This window comes from Paenibacillus endoradicis (assembly GCF_024721975.1).
Map to the genome: position 1 here is coordinate 270,304 of NZ_JANQBB010000002.1, position 18,902 is coordinate 289,205.

The 18,902-nt window shown below is 38.7% G+C and carries 22 protein-coding genes; 7 read left to right on the forward strand and 15 right to left on the reverse strand.

The window, feature by feature from the left end; translation table 11 throughout:
* Positions 1-94: 94 nt before the first annotated feature.
* The 8 genes from NV377_RS07440 to NV377_RS07475 all read right to left on the reverse strand — a co-directional run bounded on the left by NV377_RS07440 (position 95) and on the right by NV377_RS07475 (position 5,690).
* Complete coding sequence (locus NV377_RS07440) at positions 95-922, reverse strand: ABC transporter permease (RefSeq protein ID WP_373425809.1); 828 nt, start codon at positions 920-922, stop codon at positions 95-97.
* A gap of 21 nt (positions 923-943) precedes the next feature.
* The gene (locus tag NV377_RS07445; protein WP_258200569.1) at positions 944-1,747 is read right to left on the reverse strand and encodes an ABC transporter ATP-binding protein; all 804 of its coding nucleotides are present in this window, start codon (positions 1,745-1,747) and stop codon (positions 944-946) included.
* Positions 1,748-2,111: 364 nt separating this feature from the next.
* Positions 2,112-2,888 carry a sulfite exporter TauE/SafE family protein gene (locus NV377_RS07450; RefSeq protein ID WP_258200570.1) on the reverse strand — a complete coding sequence of 259 codons (777 nt, stop codon included), beginning with the start codon at positions 2,886-2,888 and terminating at the stop codon, positions 2,112-2,114.
* A gap of 43 nt (positions 2,889-2,931) precedes the next feature.
* Positions 2,932-3,159, reverse strand: coding sequence for a sulfurtransferase TusA family protein (locus NV377_RS07455; protein WP_258200571.1), 228 nt, complete (start codon positions 3,157-3,159; stop codon positions 2,932-2,934).
* Positions 3,160-3,270: 111 nt separating this feature from the next.
* Positions 3,271-4,398 carry an MBL fold metallo-hydrolase gene (locus tag NV377_RS07460; RefSeq protein ID WP_258201147.1) on the reverse strand — a complete coding sequence of 376 codons (1,128 nt, stop codon included), beginning with the start codon at positions 4,396-4,398 and terminating at the stop codon, positions 3,271-3,273.
* 35 nt (positions 4,399-4,433) lie between these two features.
* On the reverse strand, positions 4,434-4,994 hold the full coding sequence (locus NV377_RS07465) for a sulfurtransferase TusA family protein (protein WP_258200572.1): 561 nt from the start codon (positions 4,992-4,994) through the stop codon (positions 4,434-4,436).
* A gap of 28 nt (positions 4,995-5,022) precedes the next feature.
* The gene (locus NV377_RS07470; RefSeq protein ID WP_258200573.1) at positions 5,023-5,325 is read right to left on the reverse strand and encodes a rhodanese-like domain-containing protein; all 303 of its coding nucleotides are present in this window, start codon (positions 5,323-5,325) and stop codon (positions 5,023-5,025) included.
* A gap of 14 nt (positions 5,326-5,339) precedes the next feature.
* Positions 5,340-5,690 (reverse strand): rhodanese-like domain-containing protein, encoded by a 351-nt coding sequence (locus NV377_RS07475; RefSeq protein WP_258200574.1) that lies wholly within the window; start codon positions 5,688-5,690, stop codon positions 5,340-5,342.
* A gap of 260 nt (positions 5,691-5,950) precedes the next feature.
* Here NV377_RS07475 and NV377_RS07480 point away from each other — a divergent pair, with 260 nt between their 5' ends.
* On the forward strand, positions 5,951-6,127 hold the full coding sequence (locus NV377_RS07480) for a hypothetical protein (protein WP_258200575.1): 177 nt from the start codon (positions 5,951-5,953) through the stop codon (positions 6,125-6,127).
* Here NV377_RS07480 and NV377_RS07485 read toward each other — a convergent pair.
* From NV377_RS07485 to NV377_RS07510, 6 genes are all read right to left on the reverse strand, one after another.
* On the reverse strand, positions 6,120-6,596 hold the full coding sequence (locus NV377_RS07485) for a DsrE/DsrF/DrsH-like family protein (protein ID WP_258200576.1): 477 nt from the start codon (positions 6,594-6,596) through the stop codon (positions 6,120-6,122). The genes NV377_RS07480 and NV377_RS07485 overlap by 8 nt on opposite strands.
* A 59-nt stretch (positions 6,597-6,655) precedes the next feature.
* Positions 6,656-6,916, reverse strand: a complete 261-nt coding sequence (locus NV377_RS07490; RefSeq protein WP_258200577.1) for a metal-sensitive transcriptional regulator — start codon at positions 6,914-6,916, stop codon at positions 6,656-6,658.
* Positions 6,917-7,219: 303 nt separating this feature from the next.
* On the reverse strand, positions 7,220-8,647 hold the full coding sequence (locus NV377_RS07495; RefSeq protein ID WP_258200578.1) for an amidase: 1,428 nt from the start codon (positions 8,645-8,647) through the stop codon (positions 7,220-7,222).
* A gap of 725 nt (positions 8,648-9,372) precedes the next feature.
* Positions 9,373-10,287: a transglutaminase family protein gene (locus NV377_RS07500; RefSeq protein ID WP_258200579.1), complete on the reverse strand. Its 915-nt coding sequence runs from the start codon at positions 10,285-10,287 to the stop codon at positions 9,373-9,375.
* Positions 10,284-11,261 carry an alpha-E domain-containing protein gene (locus NV377_RS07505; RefSeq protein WP_258200580.1) on the reverse strand — a complete coding sequence of 326 codons (978 nt, stop codon included), beginning with the start codon at positions 11,259-11,261 and terminating at the stop codon, positions 10,284-10,286. Before NV377_RS07505 ends, NV377_RS07500 begins: the two co-directional genes overlap by 4 nt.
* Before the next feature lie 134 nt (positions 11,262-11,395).
* Positions 11,396-12,853 (reverse strand): circularly permuted type 2 ATP-grasp protein, encoded by a 1,458-nt coding sequence (locus NV377_RS07510; protein ID WP_373425810.1) that lies wholly within the window; start codon positions 12,851-12,853, stop codon positions 11,396-11,398.
* Positions 12,854-13,222: 369 nt separating this feature from the next.
* Between NV377_RS07510 and NV377_RS07515 the strand changes: the two genes are divergently transcribed.
* A complete protein-coding gene (locus tag NV377_RS07515; RefSeq protein ID WP_258200581.1) occupies positions 13,223-13,750 on the forward strand; it encodes a superoxide dismutase family protein in 528 nt (175 codons plus the stop codon).
* A gap of 96 nt (positions 13,751-13,846) precedes the next feature.
* Here the strand turns inward: NV377_RS07515 and NV377_RS07520 are convergent, their stop codons facing one another.
* A complete protein-coding gene (locus tag NV377_RS07520) occupies positions 13,847-14,437 on the reverse strand; it encodes a GbsR/MarR family transcriptional regulator (protein WP_258200582.1) in 591 nt (196 codons plus the stop codon).
* A gap of 178 nt (positions 14,438-14,615) precedes the next feature.
* On the opposite strand from NV377_RS07520, the gene NV377_RS07525 reads away from it, so the two are divergent.
* From NV377_RS07525 to NV377_RS07545, 5 genes are read left to right on the forward strand one after another with little or no spacing between them, the layout of a single operon-like run.
* Entirely contained in the window at positions 14,616-15,497 is an 882-nt protein-coding gene (locus NV377_RS07525) for a carbohydrate ABC transporter permease (RefSeq protein WP_258200583.1), read from the forward strand.
* An 18-nt stretch (positions 15,498-15,515) separates the two neighbouring features.
* Positions 15,516-16,358 carry a carbohydrate ABC transporter permease gene (locus NV377_RS07530; RefSeq protein WP_258200584.1) on the forward strand — a complete coding sequence of 281 codons (843 nt, stop codon included), beginning with the start codon at positions 15,516-15,518 and terminating at the stop codon, positions 16,356-16,358.
* A gap of 34 nt (positions 16,359-16,392) precedes the next feature.
* Positions 16,393-17,748: an extracellular solute-binding protein gene (locus NV377_RS07535; RefSeq protein ID WP_258200585.1), complete on the forward strand. Its 1,356-nt coding sequence runs from the start codon at positions 16,393-16,395 to the stop codon at positions 17,746-17,748.
* A gap of 18 nt (positions 17,749-17,766) precedes the next feature.
* Complete coding sequence (locus NV377_RS07540) at positions 17,767-18,543, forward strand: HAD family hydrolase (RefSeq protein ID WP_258200586.1); 777 nt, start codon at positions 17,767-17,769, stop codon at positions 18,541-18,543.
* Positions 18,544-18,563: 20 nt separating this feature from the next.
* Positions 18,564-18,890, forward strand: a complete 327-nt coding sequence (locus NV377_RS07545) for a DMT family transporter (protein ID WP_258200587.1) — start codon at positions 18,564-18,566, stop codon at positions 18,888-18,890.
* Positions 18,891-18,902 lie beyond the last annotated feature (12 nt).

Genomic DNA, 18,902 nt, shown 5'->3' on the forward strand with positions numbered 1-18,902 from the left:
TCGCTAATCCTCCGTCTAACAAAAAAAGCTTCTAATTGATATCCAATTAGAAGCTTCTAGTTAACTAGTCAGCTTATATTTATTGTGTTGTACACTATCCATTAACATTACTTTTCCAAGACGAAAACCTCTTCTCAATCGATACCAAACCGTAATTAATGATAAGTCCTAAAATCGAGATTGTTATAATGCCAGCATACATTTGTGGAATTTGAAAATTCATCTGTGCCGAATTAATAAAGAAACCAAGTCCTTCTTTCGCACCAACCATCTCAGCCGCAATAAGTACGAGAATCGAGGCTGAGCCAGATAGACGTATTCCGGTAAAAATAGTCGGAATTGAAGCAGGCAATATAACTCTACGGAAAATGTTAAACTGATTCAATCCAAGTGTTCTACCTGATTTGATTAATAATGGATCAACTGTTTTTACCCCGTTAATCGTATTCACTAGAATCGGAAATGTACAAGCAAATAATACGATGGCTACTTTTGATACTTCACCAATGCCAAGTAACAAAATAAATACCGGCAGGAGAGCTAAAGTTGCTGTATTTCGAAAGATTTCTAATATTGGATTCAACAGATCACTAACGAGTGGGTACCATCCGATTAATAACCCTAACGGTATAGCAATTAGAATGGCTAGACCAAAACCTAATAGAGATCTTCCTATACTTGCTGAAAAATGATTCCATAATTCTCCTGATGCTATGAGATGATATAGCGCATTCGCCACTTCATGAAAAGGCGGAAAAAAGACTGCGTCTACTAACCCAAGTCGAGGAGCACATTCCCATAAAGCAATAAGAACTATAATAACGATACTTTTCTTAAAACTTGCATGTATCCATTTGAATGAAATACGATTTGCTGGCAATTTTAAATTGTTACTAGTCACAATCTGCGATGAACGCTCCACTCCAATTCCTCCTTTATCTCTTTATATCGATGCACCATAATATACGTTCTCGTGCAGTAGATTCCATACTTTATGGCGAGCTTTCACGAATTCTGGATGGGAATGAATATCTATCGTTTGAAGCCGATTATGAAGTGGGATATCTACAATATATTTAATCGTTCCCGGTCTCGAGGAAAGCACAGCAACTCGCTGCCCTAAGTAGACAGCTTCATCAATTCCATGTGTAATGAATATAATCGTTTTCTTCGTCTGTTCCCAAATACGAAGTAACTCTGCTTGAAGCGTTTCTCGGGTCTGAGCATCTAATGCAGCAAATGGTTCATCCATCAATAGTACTTCCGGATCATATGCCAAGCTTCTAGCGATAGCAACTCGTTGTTTCATACCACCAGATAATTCATGTGGATAGCGATCTTCAAATCCTTTTAAACCTACAAGTGCGAGGTAGTAACTTACTTTCTCATCGCGTTCTTTCTTATCTACACCTTTCGCTTCAAGTCCAAATGCTACGTTGCCTCTAGCCGTTTTCCATGGGAAAAGTGCATATTGCTGAAATACGATTCCTCGGTCAAGTCCTGGGCCTTTTATTTCTTTGCCATCTAAATATATTTTGCCTGAAGTAGGTTGAGATAAGCCTGCTAGCAAATCTAGAAATGTAGTTTTTCCAGATCCACTAGGGCCGACGATAGTAACAAACTCACCTTCTTGTACGGAAATAGATAGATCACTTACTGCAATAAATTCTTTTACTTGCTGTTTGCCATTCTCGATTTCTCGCACTTGAAAAGTTTTCGATACATTTTCAAATTGTATTTTGCTCAACGGTATCACCCTCTTCAAATGTTATTTTGCAATCTATATACCGGATAATCGGTTTACATTCTCACCTCTAGAGACGACAAAGAGGCTCTCCGACATAATAGGTTGGAGAGCCTCTAGCTAACTAGTCGGCTATAAATGAGAATGATTATTTAACAAATTATTAATTCCGATTAATTCGATGAGTTTAGTTTATTTTATAACCTAATTTTTGTCAACTTATTTTTTCGATAACTTGACCTATAGCGTTTGATTCATAAATCTAAGCTCCTAGCCCCTTAGCTTCTCATCACGTGCGATACTTTCTCTGCATATCTCCACAATGAAAAGGACTTTTCTCTTTCTTTCGGCGCGTTCCCTGCAACTGCTATAAAATATCAAACCATATTTTAATAGCTGTAGCTAGAATAAGAATAGACAATATCAGTTGTAGTATTTTAACATTCATTTTCTCGCCGATGTTCGCTCCAAGTGGTGCAGCCATAACACTAGCGATAATCATAACGACCGCAGGTCCATACAGTACTTGATTGGTCGCAATCTTTCCAATCGTACCTCCAATTGATGAAATAAATGTGATAGCAAGTGAAGTCGCAATTGTAATTCTAGTCGGTATTTTAAGTATAACGAGCATGATTGGAATTAATAGAAATCCACCTGCAGCCCCAATAATACCCGAAGCAATACCGACTGCTAGTGCAAGTATCGCTGCAAGTGGAGCATTGAACGATAATGGTTGTCCAACTTGCAATTCGACTTCTTTCTTCGGCATAAACATCATAATGGCTGCAATGATTGCTAAAATACCGTAGACGATATTCACATTACTTTCAGATAATCCTCCCGATACATAACTACCAAATAGGCTACCTGTTAAAATGGTTATTCCCATACTTCTAATAAGTTTTTTATTCAAATAGCCACTTTTGCGGTAAGCCCATACTCCCGCAAACGAAGCAAATAGTACTTCGATCGCGCTAATACCTGACACTTCATGCGCAGTAAATGTGACCATCCCCATCATTGGAGGAATATATAATAACATCGGATACTTAATAATTGCTCCACCAACACCAAGCATTCCAGATATAAATGATCCGATAAACCCGATTAGAAATAGTGTAATAATGCTAGTAATGTCCATGGTGTCTCCTACTTTCTATGTCGGAAATCGACTCTACAAGTCTTTATCCCTTTTCAATATAGAAATTTATGACACCATCTTTTTCATGCTGATTTACAATGTTATGTCCAGTAGATTGTGCCCAAGCTGGAATATCAAGCAACGCACCTCTATCTGTTACTTGAATTTCAAGCACCTCACCTGTTTCGATTGTTTTCATTTCTTTACGCGCACGCACAACTGGCATCGGACAAGCTAACGCTCTAGCATCTAATGTTTTCTTAATATTCATAATTCCCGTCTCCCTTATTCCTTCATATTTTGATTTTCTTTAATTCACTTTAAGTTTTTCGATTTAATCCACGCTTTTATTTTCCATACTTATACAATCAATCTCTGTTATTTAGCGAACTGCACAGCGATTTGGTCCAATCTCCATCTCTGTTTCTTCTTCATGACTACAACATCTTTTACCCATATTAACTTCACGAATTTGAATGTAGCTGTTAGGCTGTGACGGTAAATCTTTCGTAACGAGCGAACGGAATTCTTCTTCATTCTCTATATTCAAGCCATGGTTGTCACTCATTAACATTTCTAGTGACTTGGCTACAGTTCCATTGTCATTCATCTCTTCAATACCCATATAATGCGCCGGTAACACAATTAATGGTTCAGACCACTGACGATATATATCATAAAGTGTATTGCGCAAGTCTCCTGCCCAGTCTTCAGCTTCACCAGCTAGATCGGGTCGACCTATCGAGTCTACAAATAAAATATCTCCTGAAAGCAAGTAACGATCATCGACAGTAAATGATGTGGAGCCAATCGTATGACCTGGTGAATAATGCGCTTGAATCTTCATTGCTGTTGATCCAAGTTGTAGCTGCATACCATCAATTAACGGTTTATATGCAAAATTCACTTCTGACGCATCAAGTGGAGGCAAGTAATATTGTGAACCACTTTTCTCTGCTAATGCTCGTCCACCTGAGATGTGATCTGCGTGAAGATGAGTATCTAACACATGAGTAATTGTAGCTCCTTGCGATGATGCAAATTGCTCGAATACATCGGTAAATCGTACTGCGTCGATGACAGCCGCCGCTCCATCGGATATGATCATATAAGAGAGACATCCTTTACCAAGTCGTATAAACTGATAGATCGCACCACCATTAGAAAGCTCACCAACTTGCAGTGGCTCGATATGACTACTCCATGATTTCATTCCACCTTCAAGATATGCTGCTTCTACACCAGCTTCATCCAGCATCTCAGCGATCATTACGGAAGAACCTTCTTTCGCACATACTACTAACAATGGAATATCAGTTGGTAGCTCGGGAAGTATTTCGTCTACTCCGTCTAATAACTCAAAATATGGCACATTCAAATGTTGAAACTGATGACCTTCAATCTTCCAGTCAGCGTATGCATCTTTATTTCTCACATCTATAATAAATAAGGGCTCACGTGCTAGTACTTTCTTCGCTATATCTGCTGCTGTCCATTTATTCACCACTATAATTACCCCCGTAGGTATTAATTTATTCAAAAAAATTACACTTCTCTACTTAATTCTCCTGTCCATTGCTGTATCCCAGGTAACACATTGTATACTTGCAAATAACCAAGTTTAACGAGTTTTCGTGCAGCAAAGTCACTACGTTTTCCCGTTCTGCATATGACATAAATGTTTTCGTCTTTCGATAGCTCGTGATGCCTTTCTTCTAACTCACCTAGTGGAATATGAATGGCACCAGTAATATGACCAAACATATACTCCGCTTGTTCTCGCACATCAAGCAGTATTCCACCCTGGCTCATGTTCTCCAACAGTTCTTCATTGGCAACGATATGCTCGTGTTGCTTTTCTTCGATATGGTCGCCATCAGATTTTCGTATATAGTGATGTAGCACTTGATCTATCTCTTGAGTGCCGATATATTGATGTCCGACAGACTCCGCCCATGCCTCAATATCTGCCATAGAACCACGATCGGTTGCTTGAACGTGTAGTACTTGTCCTTCTTTAAGTTCTTTCATTACTTTCCTTGTCTTAACGATTGGCATCGGACAAGCTAATCCTTTTGCATCAATCATTACATCTACTTGAATCATCGCCCACTACTCCTTTTCACGATCAATATTATGAATACTGCATCGGACCAGTCCACGCATCCATTCCACCCTGCACATTCGTCACGTTATATCCACGATCTTCAAGAAATTGCACGGCTATTGCACTCCGACCACCTGAGCGACAAATAACATAATACTTCTTCGATTTTTCTATGTCAGGCAATTTGAATTCTACTAATGGCAGTGGAATATGAATGCTTTCTGCAATATAACCTGTTGCAATTTCGTCAATGTTGCGTACATCAATGACGTTCAAGCTTTCACTGTCCTCAATCATTTTTTGCAATGTAAATGTTGTTATTTCTTTCATTGTTACTCCTCCTATTAACGTATCTTATATGCGGTCATACCGCCTTTGACATTAGTAATTGACGTATAACCTAACTTCTTCAGCCGCTTACATGCTTGCATACTTCTCATTCCACTTTGACATATGACAACGATATCCTTATCCTTTGGTAGCATTGTCATATCTGACCCCAGTGGAATATTGCGGAACTGCTTAATATGATTGGAATTATATTCAGCTGGAGTTCGAACATCTATAAATACATGCTCATCGCTAGCTAATATTTCTGTTAGTGTAGCTGCTGATATTTGCTTAATTCCTGCAGTTGCCTTGCGATTGATCAACCACCAAAGTACGATAACAATGATAGCAATTATATAGCCCATTATGTTTTCCCCTTTTCACTAGTCAGTACGGTGTCTTGCTTCACAGTTTACTCGACTTCGTATTTATCATTCATCGCTTACTCCAGTGCTCATGTACCAACTACGTACATTCCGCGCTTCGATTCATTAGTTTTTGTGTACGTGAGCACACGCAGGCTTTCGATGGGGGGCATATTCGCCGTCGACTAAGCTACGTTAGCATTGTCATCGTGATCACGAGTGGACGTTTTGAACTTCCTCACTTACAATGAAGGTTCAAAATGTTCGCTCGTCAGCACCAAGAAGATGCACTCCAGCGGAAACGAGTAGCACAGCGTACGTTTTGTGTACGTGAGCACACGCAGGCTTTCGATGGGGGGCATATTCGCCGTCGACTAAGCTACGTTAGCATTGTCATCGTGATTACGAGTGGACGTTTTGAACTTCCTCTTAGATGAAGAGATTCACGTTTCCTTGCTCCGCATCCCCCAGATACGCAGCAACACCTGCATATTGCACATCATCTAACAATTCTTCTGGCTTCAAACCAAGTAAATCCATTGTCATTGTACATGAGACGAGCTTAATATCTTGCTCCTGTGCCAATTCGATTAATTGTGTAAGCGTCAATGCATTATGCTTCTTCATAACATGCTTAATCATTTGTGGACCAAACCCTGCCATTTGCATTTTGGATAGGCCAAGCTTTTCAGCTCCTCGTGGCATCATCCAACCAAACATTTTCTCTAGAATTCCTTTTTCCACTTGCAAACCATCTTGTTTACGAAGTGCATTGATTCCCCAAAAAGTATGGAAAATCGTTACCTCATGATCATAGGCTGCAGCACCATTGGCTATAATATAAGCAGCCATTGCTTTATCATAATCACCACTAAAAAGTACTATAGTTGTTTTCTTCGTTGACATATTAACCTCCGAAATACCCTATGGGGTATTAAAATTATTAAAATAAAAAGCCAATTGGATTATCGGCTTTTTACGATAAGATTTACCGCTTCTTGAATGACAACATTCATTTTATCAGTATCACCCTCGGCTTGCTTAACACATTCCAATAAATTATCACTTACAATGACGCCCATCGAGCGATCTATCCCTGATCGAACCGCAGACAATTGCGTAATGACATCTCGGCAATCTTGCCCTTCATCCATCATGCGAATAATTCCGCGAATTTGTCCCTCAAGACGTTTCAATCGATTTGTTACTTTTTCATCATACTTCAATCATGTTGCCTCCTTTATAAGTTTGTGTAATACAAGTATCGTTTTGTAATCACTATGTTATACCCCATAGGGTATTACGTCAAGCTACCTATTTATTTTGCCATGATGATTTTGCGTCAAATGAATAGGTAGCTATTAAAATGAAGTATATGATTAGGTGACATAGTCAGCCTTTTCACAAAAAAAAGACTAGTGCTATCGTTTTGATTTACGCTTCACCACATGATGGTAAAGCATAACAAACGAATAAATACTAGTCTATTGTTAATATCAACTATAGATAATCACTATTATAACTTTCTACTAGGCGTCGTAAGTCGTACAACGCTTATAGCGATACATTTCTTCCTCTAACCATTCTCCTAGTTGGAAGATTGCATCCTCATTTCCTACATTGCAAATAATCTGAACGCCAATGGGCATACCCGCTTCATCTGTTCCTATTGGCAAAGTAAGAGATGGAAGTCCCCATACGTTAGCATAGGCGATGTATGGCATATATTGCTTGTAGGTTTTGCGAATCGAGAATATCTCGCCATATAACTTACCATGCTTTTGGGCTGCTTCATGATAAACCGGAATAATAAGAATTTTGTTGCTGAAATACTGACTAATCTGCTGATCTCCTACAGCAAGAAGGTTGCGAATCTCCGCTAATCGAGCTTCCGAAGGTTGGAACATTCGTGCGCCAATTAGCGCCCATGAAAGATTATGATGGAAATCTGATTTCTTCGTTACTTTCTCTTTCACAAACTCCCATGTCGGATTTTTCTTTGATCCGTCATCGGTCAATATTTTCTCGATATGTTTCGCTCCATCAATGCTCATTAACTCTTGCCAGATGAGTGCACCTTGTTCGAAATAAGGTGGTAATTCATCACTTAATTTATAATCAGCTATGAGTTTGGCACGTAATTGCTCCATAAGACCATTCGTCGTTTCATGAAGTGGGATGCCTTCTTGTTTATGTGGCATTATAATTTCATACGCATTTAGATCGACGAATTTACGCTTACTCCCGGTCAAAATTTCATTCATTAACCTGGCATCGCGTACTGATTTGCTCATCGCGCCTATTCCTAACATACGATCTTGTTCTGGTATCGTAACATGAGGGAAATTACCAATTGCACTAACCTGCTTATTACCCGATTTGAAACCGACAATTCCATTGTTATGACTTGGAAACCGAATAGAACCGCCAATATCTGCTCCTAATCCTACAGCTGCTCCGCCAAGGGCAATTAACGCACCTTCCCCACCACTTGAGCCACCAACCGAACGCGAAAGATCCCAAGGATTGTTCGTACGACCATACAGTTTATTATCCGTTTCTTGACAGAAACAAAGTGTCGGCGTATTCGTCTTACCAATAATAATTGCACCTTCCTGTTTCAATAAAGCAACTGCCTCAGCATCTTCAGGTTCAATATTGTCTTTACGATGTATTAATCCACCTGTTGTTGCCATTCCGGCAACATGGAAACAATCTTTAATACTAATTGGCACACCGTGCATTCTACCTACTGGCTCATTATTTTGCAATTTTATATCTGCATCTATCGCTTCTTGTCTAGCAATATCATAGCGGTCAACGGAAATACAATTCACACTACTATTCGCTCGCTCCAAATGTTCGATATACGTGTTTGTAACTTCTAGTGAACTATATTGTCGATTTCTGATTTTTTCAGCTAATTCCGTTGCATCATCATCTAATATTTGTTTCATAACCAATATCCCTCCTTAATCTTCTCATATACTTCACAATGTAACTTCTCGTATATGAAAAGTTGTATCGGAAGTAGTAAATATCGATATTAACTCGTTATTACTAGTGTACGTGCCTAATTGCTATATATTCTAATCATAATTACTAAACTACTTTCTCCGATTTTTAGTAAGCATACTAGTACATGCACCGTCCCATTTCCATAGCGATGACTCGCGATTATCGTAAAAGCGATTAACCTCGGAATACATAACTCATACCTTATGAAAAACTCTCGCTTGGCAAGCTTAACCGCTTCATTTACAAATAATATTCTTACCTCTTTGATTCTTTTACGAGGCATTAGACACTATGCTACGATCATATATAACCACACATACAGCATCAAAGATAATATTCAACGCAAGCTCTTGAAAAACTTTACGATAGGTATATAGAGATACTCCACCGCTCATCTAAGCACTTTGGACTGAATATGATCTGGTGCAATCTCTTCCATTCTTTTGATGTACTGTGTGAAATAACTCTATTTTTTAGGATAGTTGTCTCTTCTTTCTCTTATTCATTGCTCCTATCATACTAAAATTCGATAGCGTTTACAATTTGCCAGAAATATACATATAATATTATTTTCTATCTTTTAAATTAATACGATTTTACAATAAAAAAGTAGCATGATCACTAACTTGTGCAGTGATCATGCTACTTTACGATTACCGAGCTTTTATTTTGTTTGAAACTTTTGAACATCTACAGTCACTACTAATTTCTGCTCGCTAGTTCCTCGATATATCCCTTTTACAGGTACAATATCTATATAGTCACGACCGTGTCCAAGCTTTACATAACGATCATCAAACGCTGTTTTATTCGTTGGGTCGAAAGAGTACCATCCTAGTTCAGGTATATAGGCTTCCACCCACGCATGAGAAGCTTGCTCAAAATCAGCCGTACCTCCCTGTAGATCACCAACAAAATGATATCCACTAACATAGCGTGCAGGAATTCCCTTCGCTCGGCATATCGCAATCATAAGATGAGCAAAATCTTGACAAACACCACGCTGTTTCTCTATCAATTCATATGCTTTCGTGCTGACGGTTGTCGCCTCAGGATCATATGCAAAGTTCATATGAATATGATTACTTAACGATTTGAGCCAATCATAAACAGAATAGATAGGCACTATCTCCTCTGCATTGTCATTAACAATTCCTATGCTCGGAACTTCATTCATAAATTGAATAATTTCTTGCGTAGCCTCCGTATAGGCCGTCGGTAGAAGAAATTCAATAAAGCGATCAATAATCGCATCAGATTGCAATTGATCCCAAGCTTCCGTTGGTTTTAAGTTTTGCATTTTACGTTTGCCTTCTGGTTGAAAAGCCTCAGTCGTTACTACTGTCATAGAAGTACGAATAGTAAGATGTGAATGCGCCTGATTAACCGAAAAAGCATGCACACGATTGCCGAAGCTATCCTCATATGCAAATAATGGCGCATTAGGCTCCACGGAAATCGTATGGTTGTAGCATGATTGTCGTTCATTCGTTACCGGAGTAAGTCTAATCTCATTGACACTGTCCGTAACTGGCTGAGCGTATTGATAGGTCGTTATATGACTGATTCGTAGCTTCATGCACTAACCTCCCCAATAAGAAAAAAGGTTTGAGCAAATTCATCGCCAATCCACTGACAGGATTGCAATAATTGTGCTGTTAACTTATCTTCATCATCATTGTATATTTCATTAACTTCTAGACAATCAAGTTCTGCTATCATCTTACTTAACTTTCTAACGATTCGTTCATGCGCTACTTTTAACGGCTTATCGTATAGCTCCAGCGAACGAATATTCAAAACTAGTTGATGAAAGGCGTAGTGTATAGAGCGTGGGAAAGTCGGGTTCATAATGACGAATTCGAATATTTCGGGTACAGTAATCCGATCTGCATATTGACGTCTATACGTCTGATACCCACTAACGGATTTCAGAACAGCCTGCAAATAAGAATAACTGTCTGTATGAAGTGAGTTTGCTTTACATGCATATCCTTCAACTGTGCAAAGAATACGAAGTGTATTTTCTGATCGTTCCAAATAGCGTCCACACTCAATAAAGTACCATTCATTCTGTCTCGACATTACAGAGTGAATACAGCCCGCGAACATATTGGTCCAATTTTTGATTTGCCCAAGAAATTGGTGAGGGGACTCTAGTAACAAACCATCAGTTTTCTGCTCACGTAGCCACAGATAGAAACTATTCATTACATCCCACATCTCTGTCGGAGCTTGCTCACGTAATGTCCGCAAATTATTGCGTGCATGACTAACGCATGAAACTAATGAATTTGTATTGTCGCGATCCAATGTTGCATAAAAAAGTACAAGTTGCTCATTGTACTCTTTATAACTTTGTTCATACATTATGCGGCTTCCTAATGCATCAACAATACGCATCCATTTGTCATTATCATTGGAGTGGTTAATGGCCTTATTAAATTCATCTTGTTGCAGATGGTAGTAAACATCTATCAGCCTCGCATGATTTTCTACCCGCTCCATATATCTCCCAATCCAAAACAAAGATTCTGCCGTCCGATTAAGCATAATGAACCCTCCCAAAACTTTTCATAACTACTTGTGTGTACTTCTCAGCAATGAAAAGTTACATCGTAAGCATCAGCTAACTTTTCATAACTACTTGCGTGTACTTCTCAGCAATGAAAAGTTACATCGTAAACTCACTTGCTGAGTACCCATGTATCCTTCACTCCCCCACCTTGCGAAGAGTTAACGACCAACGAGCCTTCTACTAGAGCTACTCTCGTTAGTCCACCAGGAATAACATGTGACTCCGTTCCTTTCAATACAAACCCTCGCAAATCAATATGCCTAGGGGTCATGATGCCATCTTTCATAATTGGCGAACGAGAAAGATTCATCGTCGTTTGTGCAACGTATCGATCTGGATTTTCTTTAATTGCTTTCGCAAAATAATCAATCTCTGACTGACTAGCAGCAGGACCGATCAACATGCCATAACCACCAGAGAGCGAAGTTTCTTTCACAACAAGCTCTTTCAAATGATCTAACACGTACTCACGCTCTTCTTTGCGACTTAATATATAAGTTGGTACATTACGAATAATTGGTTCCTCGTGTAGATAATAACGAATCATATCAGGTACATAAGCATAAATTGCCTTATCATCTGCTACTCCTGTGCCTGGTGCATTAGCTATAGCGACATTTCCTGCGCGATATGCATTCATCAAACCCGGTACGCCAAGAACTGAATCAGCATTGAATGCAAGCGGGTCAAGAAAATCATCATCGATACGTCTATAGATAACATCTACTTGCTTCAACCCATCTAGATTTCGAATATAGATCTTATGATCTTTGTAAACTAAATCGCGACCTTCAACCAGATGAATACCCATCTGTTGCGCTAGAAATGTATGTTCAAAGTATGCTGAATTGAATGCTCCTGGGCTTAACAACGCAATAACAGGATCCTTCTTACCATTAGGTGAGATACTACGAAGTGAACTAAGAAATGCATTTAAGCTCCGCTCAATATCGACCACAGAATTTTTCAAGTACAGGTCATGGAATAGTTCTCTCATTAACGCTCTACCTTTAAACAAGTAAGAGAAACCTGATGGTGAGCGCAAATTATCCTCAAGTACAAAATACTCTCCTTTTTCATCACGGATGAGATCAATACCTGATGAAGTAATATATACTCCGCCAGGGACATCAATCCCAACCATCTCAGGACGATAATACGTATTCGATACAATCAATCGACGTGGGATAATACCATCTTTAATAATGTTCATATCGTGATATATATCGTGAATGAATGCATTTAATGCCTGCACCCTTTGCCGTAAACCTCGATCAACAACATCCCACTCTGCTTTAGCAATAACTCTGGGAATATAATCGAATGGAATCGTTCGTTCAAGAGGTTCTTTCTGATCAGTTTGATACAGTGTAAAAGTAATGCCTTCCTCAATCATTCTTTGTTGCAGCGCTTGCTGTCTAGCAGCTTGATTGGTTAAGCTCATGCTCGAAAATTGCTCGAAAATAGATTTGTAATGTGATCTTACCTTCCCATTACTTTCGAACATTTCATCGTAAAAAGATTTTGCATCATAAGAAAACTGATCTTGTTTCTTGGCCATAGGCATATCGACCACCTCCTGAAGTTTCCAACCTGAACGATTCCTCAATGTAAGTTCAATGTTATTTAACTTAACACAATATTCAGATTATTTATTTACTCACCTAGATTTTACTACTTTTAACCAAAGTATGTCAACTAATCTTACTTTATCCCTATTAAACTCCGAATGTTCCAGCAGATTTCAAGAAAAACGTTCGTTATAACGCTTACAAAGTAAAATTACCTCACATGTGTTAATTGACAACTCTAAGATTGTAATAATATCCCACGATTCTCTTTCCTATTCCTCATTCTAAACACACTACGAATATTAGTTATAATATTGGGCAACATATGTTAGCAACTTAAGATTTGCTATATAATGGAGGTTACTATGAAAAAGATTTTAATTGGACTCTCTTTACTTATGATGAGTCTGAATATTAATGCCGCTGATGTCAGTGCGAAAGATAAAGTAATTACCGTATCTATTATTAATACGGAAGGAAAAAACATCGGGACAGCAAGCCTCGTTCAAGATGATGAAAATGTGAGAATTCATGTCCAAGCTGCACATTTGACTCCTGGAGTTCACGGTATTCATATTCATGAAAATGGATTATGTGATCCACCTGACTTCAAAACTGCAGGAGGACACTTCAACCCAATTAATCATCAACATGGATTCAACAATGAAAAAGGATTTCATAATGGTGATTTGCCAAATATCGAAGTATCTAGCGATGGTACAGTCGATGTAGAACTCGTTACTAGTGTAGTTACATTAAAAAAAGGTGAGGCTAACTCTCTACTTAAAAAGAAAGGCACTTCACTTATCATACATGCTGATCCAGATGACTATGTTACCGATCCAGCTGGTAATTCTGGAGCACGTATTGCTTGTGGAGTCATCAGTAAGTAGATCACTCGTTATTGTTTATGTGCAAATAGCCCGTAACCGATTCATCGGTTACGGGCTATTTGTGTATATAAAGCAATCAATTGAATAGGCACTGAATTATTCTATATGAGGCATTTCATCACCTTTACGTTCAATTCCTTGACCCTCTGGAAAAAACTCTCCATCACGTAATTTATCGACAAATTGCTGCAACCAATCGTAATAATGAATAGTTTGTTTCATCTTATGTAAATCATCTAAAGTAAGACTCCTCTCTTCTTCCGTTGTATTAAGATCCACAATGATTTCTGTAAAAGAAGGAATAACTGGTTCAATCGCTTCTTTCATAACATCAATTTCTCGTTGTAATTTATCAGCAAAGAACGTTTGAAAAACATGAAAGAAATCTGTCTCAGCAACATACAAATCCTTTCTTTCCTCTTTTTCCTTCAGCTTTGTAACCATTTGTGACTCTAGCAATGAACGAATGGCATAACTCATATTACTCTTACTCATCCCCATATTATCTTGCATTTCCTCAAGTGTCATAGGTCTGTCTTCAAAAAACATAACACCATATAATTGACCAAACGTGTAATTAACACCATATAAGTCCATCGTCTGAGCAATAGCATCAATCACATTTGCTCGTAATTGTTCCCGCTTCGAATGTTGCTTCGTTAATTTATCCAGTGTTGCCTTCCGCATGTTATCACTCCATAGTCCTACTAAATTTACAAAACATCCACGTACAATTTACAACTAGATAACCTTTGCCATGAATTTTTATCGTACAATTATTTTTGTACAGAAGAGTTATGGGCTTATTAATAAGTTGATTATAACAAATATTCAATAATAATTGAATATTTAATTAGGAGGATATATGACAAAAAACTCTCTTATTAATGATACAAAAGCACTGTTATTCACTTTACCTGCAGTAATTCCTTTACTACTATTTTGGTTCATACCACTTGGCTACATTATTTACTTAAGTTTTGTAGAATGGGACTTTATGAATCCAGTCAAAACTTTTGTTGGGTTAGATAATTACCGGAATTTATTTACCAATCCACAATTTTATCAAGCATTGCGAGTTACGATTCTATTCTGTCTTGGAAGTGTACTTCCTATCGTAGTCATTGGACTTGCCCTTGCACTACTTTTTCAGCAGAAGATGAAAGGTACCGCAATCTTTCAAACATTAATGTTCTCGCCATGGGTTACTCCTACTGTTGCCATTTCTATTGTCTGGTCTTGGATCTATGAACCAGAGATTGGATTAGCTAATTTGATGCTAAATTGGTTCGGTAAAGACCCTATTCTATGGTTACAAGATCCACACTGGGCACTCGTTGCTGTATTGATTGTGACAATCTGGAAGTCAGCCGGTTGGAGCATGATCTTCTATATGGTTGCCATTCGCAATGTACCACCCGATTTGCTAGAAGCTGCTGATCTAGATGGCGCTAATTATTGGCGTAAATTCAAACATGTTACGTTACCACTTATTTCACCGACGACGTTCTTCCTTATTATTGTACAACTTATTCAAGCTTTGCAGGCCTACGATCAGATTAATGTATTAACACAAGGTGGCCCTGCTGGTTCAACAAGAACATTACTCTATCTTTATTATCAATCTGCATTTACTTCGTATCAAATAGGCGAAGCATCAACGGTAGCAATCACACTTATCTTCGGTTGTATCGTTCTATCCGGAGCATCATTCTTCGTATCTCGCAAAATGGTCCACTATAACTAAAGCAAAAGGAGAGTATTGATGATTTCACAACAAACGCTAACAATGACATTACGTCAAGTGCTATTAACTCTCTTATCTATAGGTATGGCTTTCCCCTTTTTTTGGATGGTTAGTAGTGCGCTCAAAACCAATGATGAGATTTGGAGTTTCCCTCCCTCGCTGTGGCCAAGTGATCCACTTTGGCATAACTTCACTGATGCTTGGGCGGCTGCACCCTTCACACAATATATTTTCAATAGTATATTTGTCGCTACGATTATCGTACTACTGCAAATGCTCAATTCAGGAATGATGGCTTACGCTTTAACACATATGAAATTTCGTCTACAGGCAGGTTTCACCACTGCAATATTAATCGGATATATGATCCCTGCAACAGCAACTTACCTTCCTAGCTACCTTATCTTAAACGAGCTCGGCTTACTTAATAGTTATGCAGGTCTTATCTTCTCCAACTGTGTTAGTGTCTTTTCAATCTTTCTAATTCGTCAAGCTTTCCTTCAAGTCTCTCATGAGCTAGTTGAAGCAGGGCAAGTGGATGGCGCTTCTCATCTGCGTATTCTATGGACGATTATTGTTCCGATTACGCGATCTTCCTTTGCTGTGCTTGCACTCATTACTTTCATAGAGCAATATAACAATTATTTTTGGCCCATGTTGATTACGAATGACCCTAGCCTGCAATTAGTATCAGCTGGTCTGCGGAGTTTCTTTGTGGAAGGAGGTGCTTATGGACTAAAGTGGCCACTTATAATGGCAGCCAGCGCAATGACAATTGCACCGCTATTAGTTCTATTCATCTTCACGCAGAAAACAATTATTCATAGTGTTAATTTATCAGCAGGAGCAACAAAAGGTTAACTCATACACATCACATTATATTGGAGGAAAAATCATGTTCAAATTAAAAAAAGCATTAACTAGTCTACTATTACTTACATTTTGTGTATTAACAGCTTGCGGTTCGCAAGCCAATTCACCGAATGGGAATTCTGCTAATGCTAACAATAACAGCGCTACAGCTCCTGTCACAAACTCAACTACCGCTAAGCCAGTGGAAATTGAATTTTGGTATGGACTTGGCGGTAAATTAGGCGAGAATATGCAAGCTCTTATTACGAAATTCAATGCGTCACAAGATGAAGTTATCGTTAAGCCTGTTGTGCAAGCAGACTATTCGGAGACAGCTCAAAAGCTGCAAGCTGCTATAGCAACAAATAATGTTCCAGCTGCAGTACTAACTTCCAATGTTGATTGGGCGCGCAAAGGATACTTCGCATCATTAGATGAATTCATAGCAGCTGATTCTAATTTCAATCAAGATGATGTCATTGCAACTTTCCTTGAGCAAGGCAAAGTCGACGGCAAGCAATATTTCCTTCCGATGTATGGAACGACTCAAGTTATGTATTATCGCATAGATGCACTCGCCGAGCATAACATTGATGCTGCAACATTAACAACTTGGGAAGCACTTGGTGAAGCAGCATCTCTTATGACCAAGAAAGATGGCAATACAACAGCGTTCTACGGATGGGAGCCAATGTGGGGTAAAGAAAATATGATGGATGCTGTGTTCAGTAAAGGCGGGACAGTTCTAAGTGAAGACGGACAAACTGTAATGATTGATTCTGAAGAATGGATAAGTACTTGGGAGATGTTCCGCAAATGGATTCATGAAGATGGCATTATGCGTATCCACTCTGGTGGTCAAGGATGGGAATACTGGTACAAAACGATTGATGATGTTATGCAAAATAAAGCTGCTGGCTATATCGGTTCAAGTGGTGACCAAGGTGATCTAGACTTCACGCAACTTGCTGCTATGGAACAACCCGGTTGGGATGGCATTGGCTTAGGTTCTCCTGTCGCTGAAGCAATATTAGCCGGTATTCCTGCTAGTGCTAGCAAGGAGCAACAAGAAGCCGCATACAAATGGTTCACATATTTCATGAGTGCTGAGAATACAGCTTTCTGGTCTATGAACACAGGCTACATCGCGGTAAGAGAATCTGCAGTAGAAACCGATGAATTCAAAGCATTTGCAGAAGTTAATCCACAAAGTACTGTGCCTTTGCAACAAGCAGCACATGCTTCTGCACCATTCCTTGATCCAACAGGTGGTAAAATTTCAGATGCACTTACAATTGCAGCTGATAAATTACAAATTTCAAATGAACCTGCTGCCACTGTACTGAAAGAAGCTAAAGAAACCGCACAACGAGAATTAGATAAAGTTAACGGAAAGTAATAAGGTAGGTGGATTACTATGACAGTGTTGAATATAAACGGTACAGCACTTCCTATTAAAGGCATCCTCTTTGATAAAGATGGTACATTAGTAGATTTTCTACACACTTGGGGGCATTGGGTCGAGCTAATACTCGACCGATTCTCCCAAGGTTTACAAGAACAAGGATTATCTCCTCTAGGTGAAGAGTTCTATGTCACGATGGGTGTTGTATATAACACGGAGCAAGGAATAATAGATTATGACCGGCAAGGACCACTATCGGTAGGGAGTGTTTCCGATCTATTAACGATTGTTGCAATGCAAGGATATCTACATGGACTCACTTGGGCACAGGCGCTTGTTCTAGCTAATCAAAGTCAACAAGCTGCAAATGAGCAATTAGAGCAAGAACAACGCGTGAAAGCTATGCCAAATCTTCTTCAATTTTTGCAGCAATGTATTGAACAAAAATTGAAGTTAGCAGTTGTAACAGCTGACGAACAATACGCTGCTAAGAAGCATCTACAATGGCTTGACTTGGATATTCATTTTCAAGCTATTATCGGACACGATTGCGTAACTCAAGGAAAGCCTTTTCCTGATATGATTCATCTTGCTTGTGAGCAATTACAGCTACATCCCTCAGAAGTTGTGATGATAGGAGATACCAATGGCGACATGTTAATGGCTCAATCAGCAGGTGTTCAAGCTGCTATTGCAATCGTCACAGACGAAACATTGCCATTAACAAATTATAGTGAAGCAAACTTCATTATTTATAGCTATCAATCGATTTCAATTTCACCACGTTAGATATGAAAGGTACGTACAGTATGGGTTGGTTATGGTTAGGTTTTGCTATTCTATTAGAGGTTTCTGGTACCATTTCTATGAAGTTTTCCAATAGTTTCGACAATATTATCCCTTCTATTCTTATGTTTCTCTTTTATGGTATTAGCTTTACATGCCTTAACTTTGCTTTAGAATATATGAACGTCAGTACTGCTTATGCGATATGGTCTGGCATAGGTATTATACTTATTACATTTGTCGGTTACTCCGTGTTCAAAGATCAATTGAATCTATCAACCATTATATGGATTGGCGTCATTATCGTTGGAGTTGTCGGACTGAACATTAGCACCCCTGGACATCAATAGTTAATAATAAAG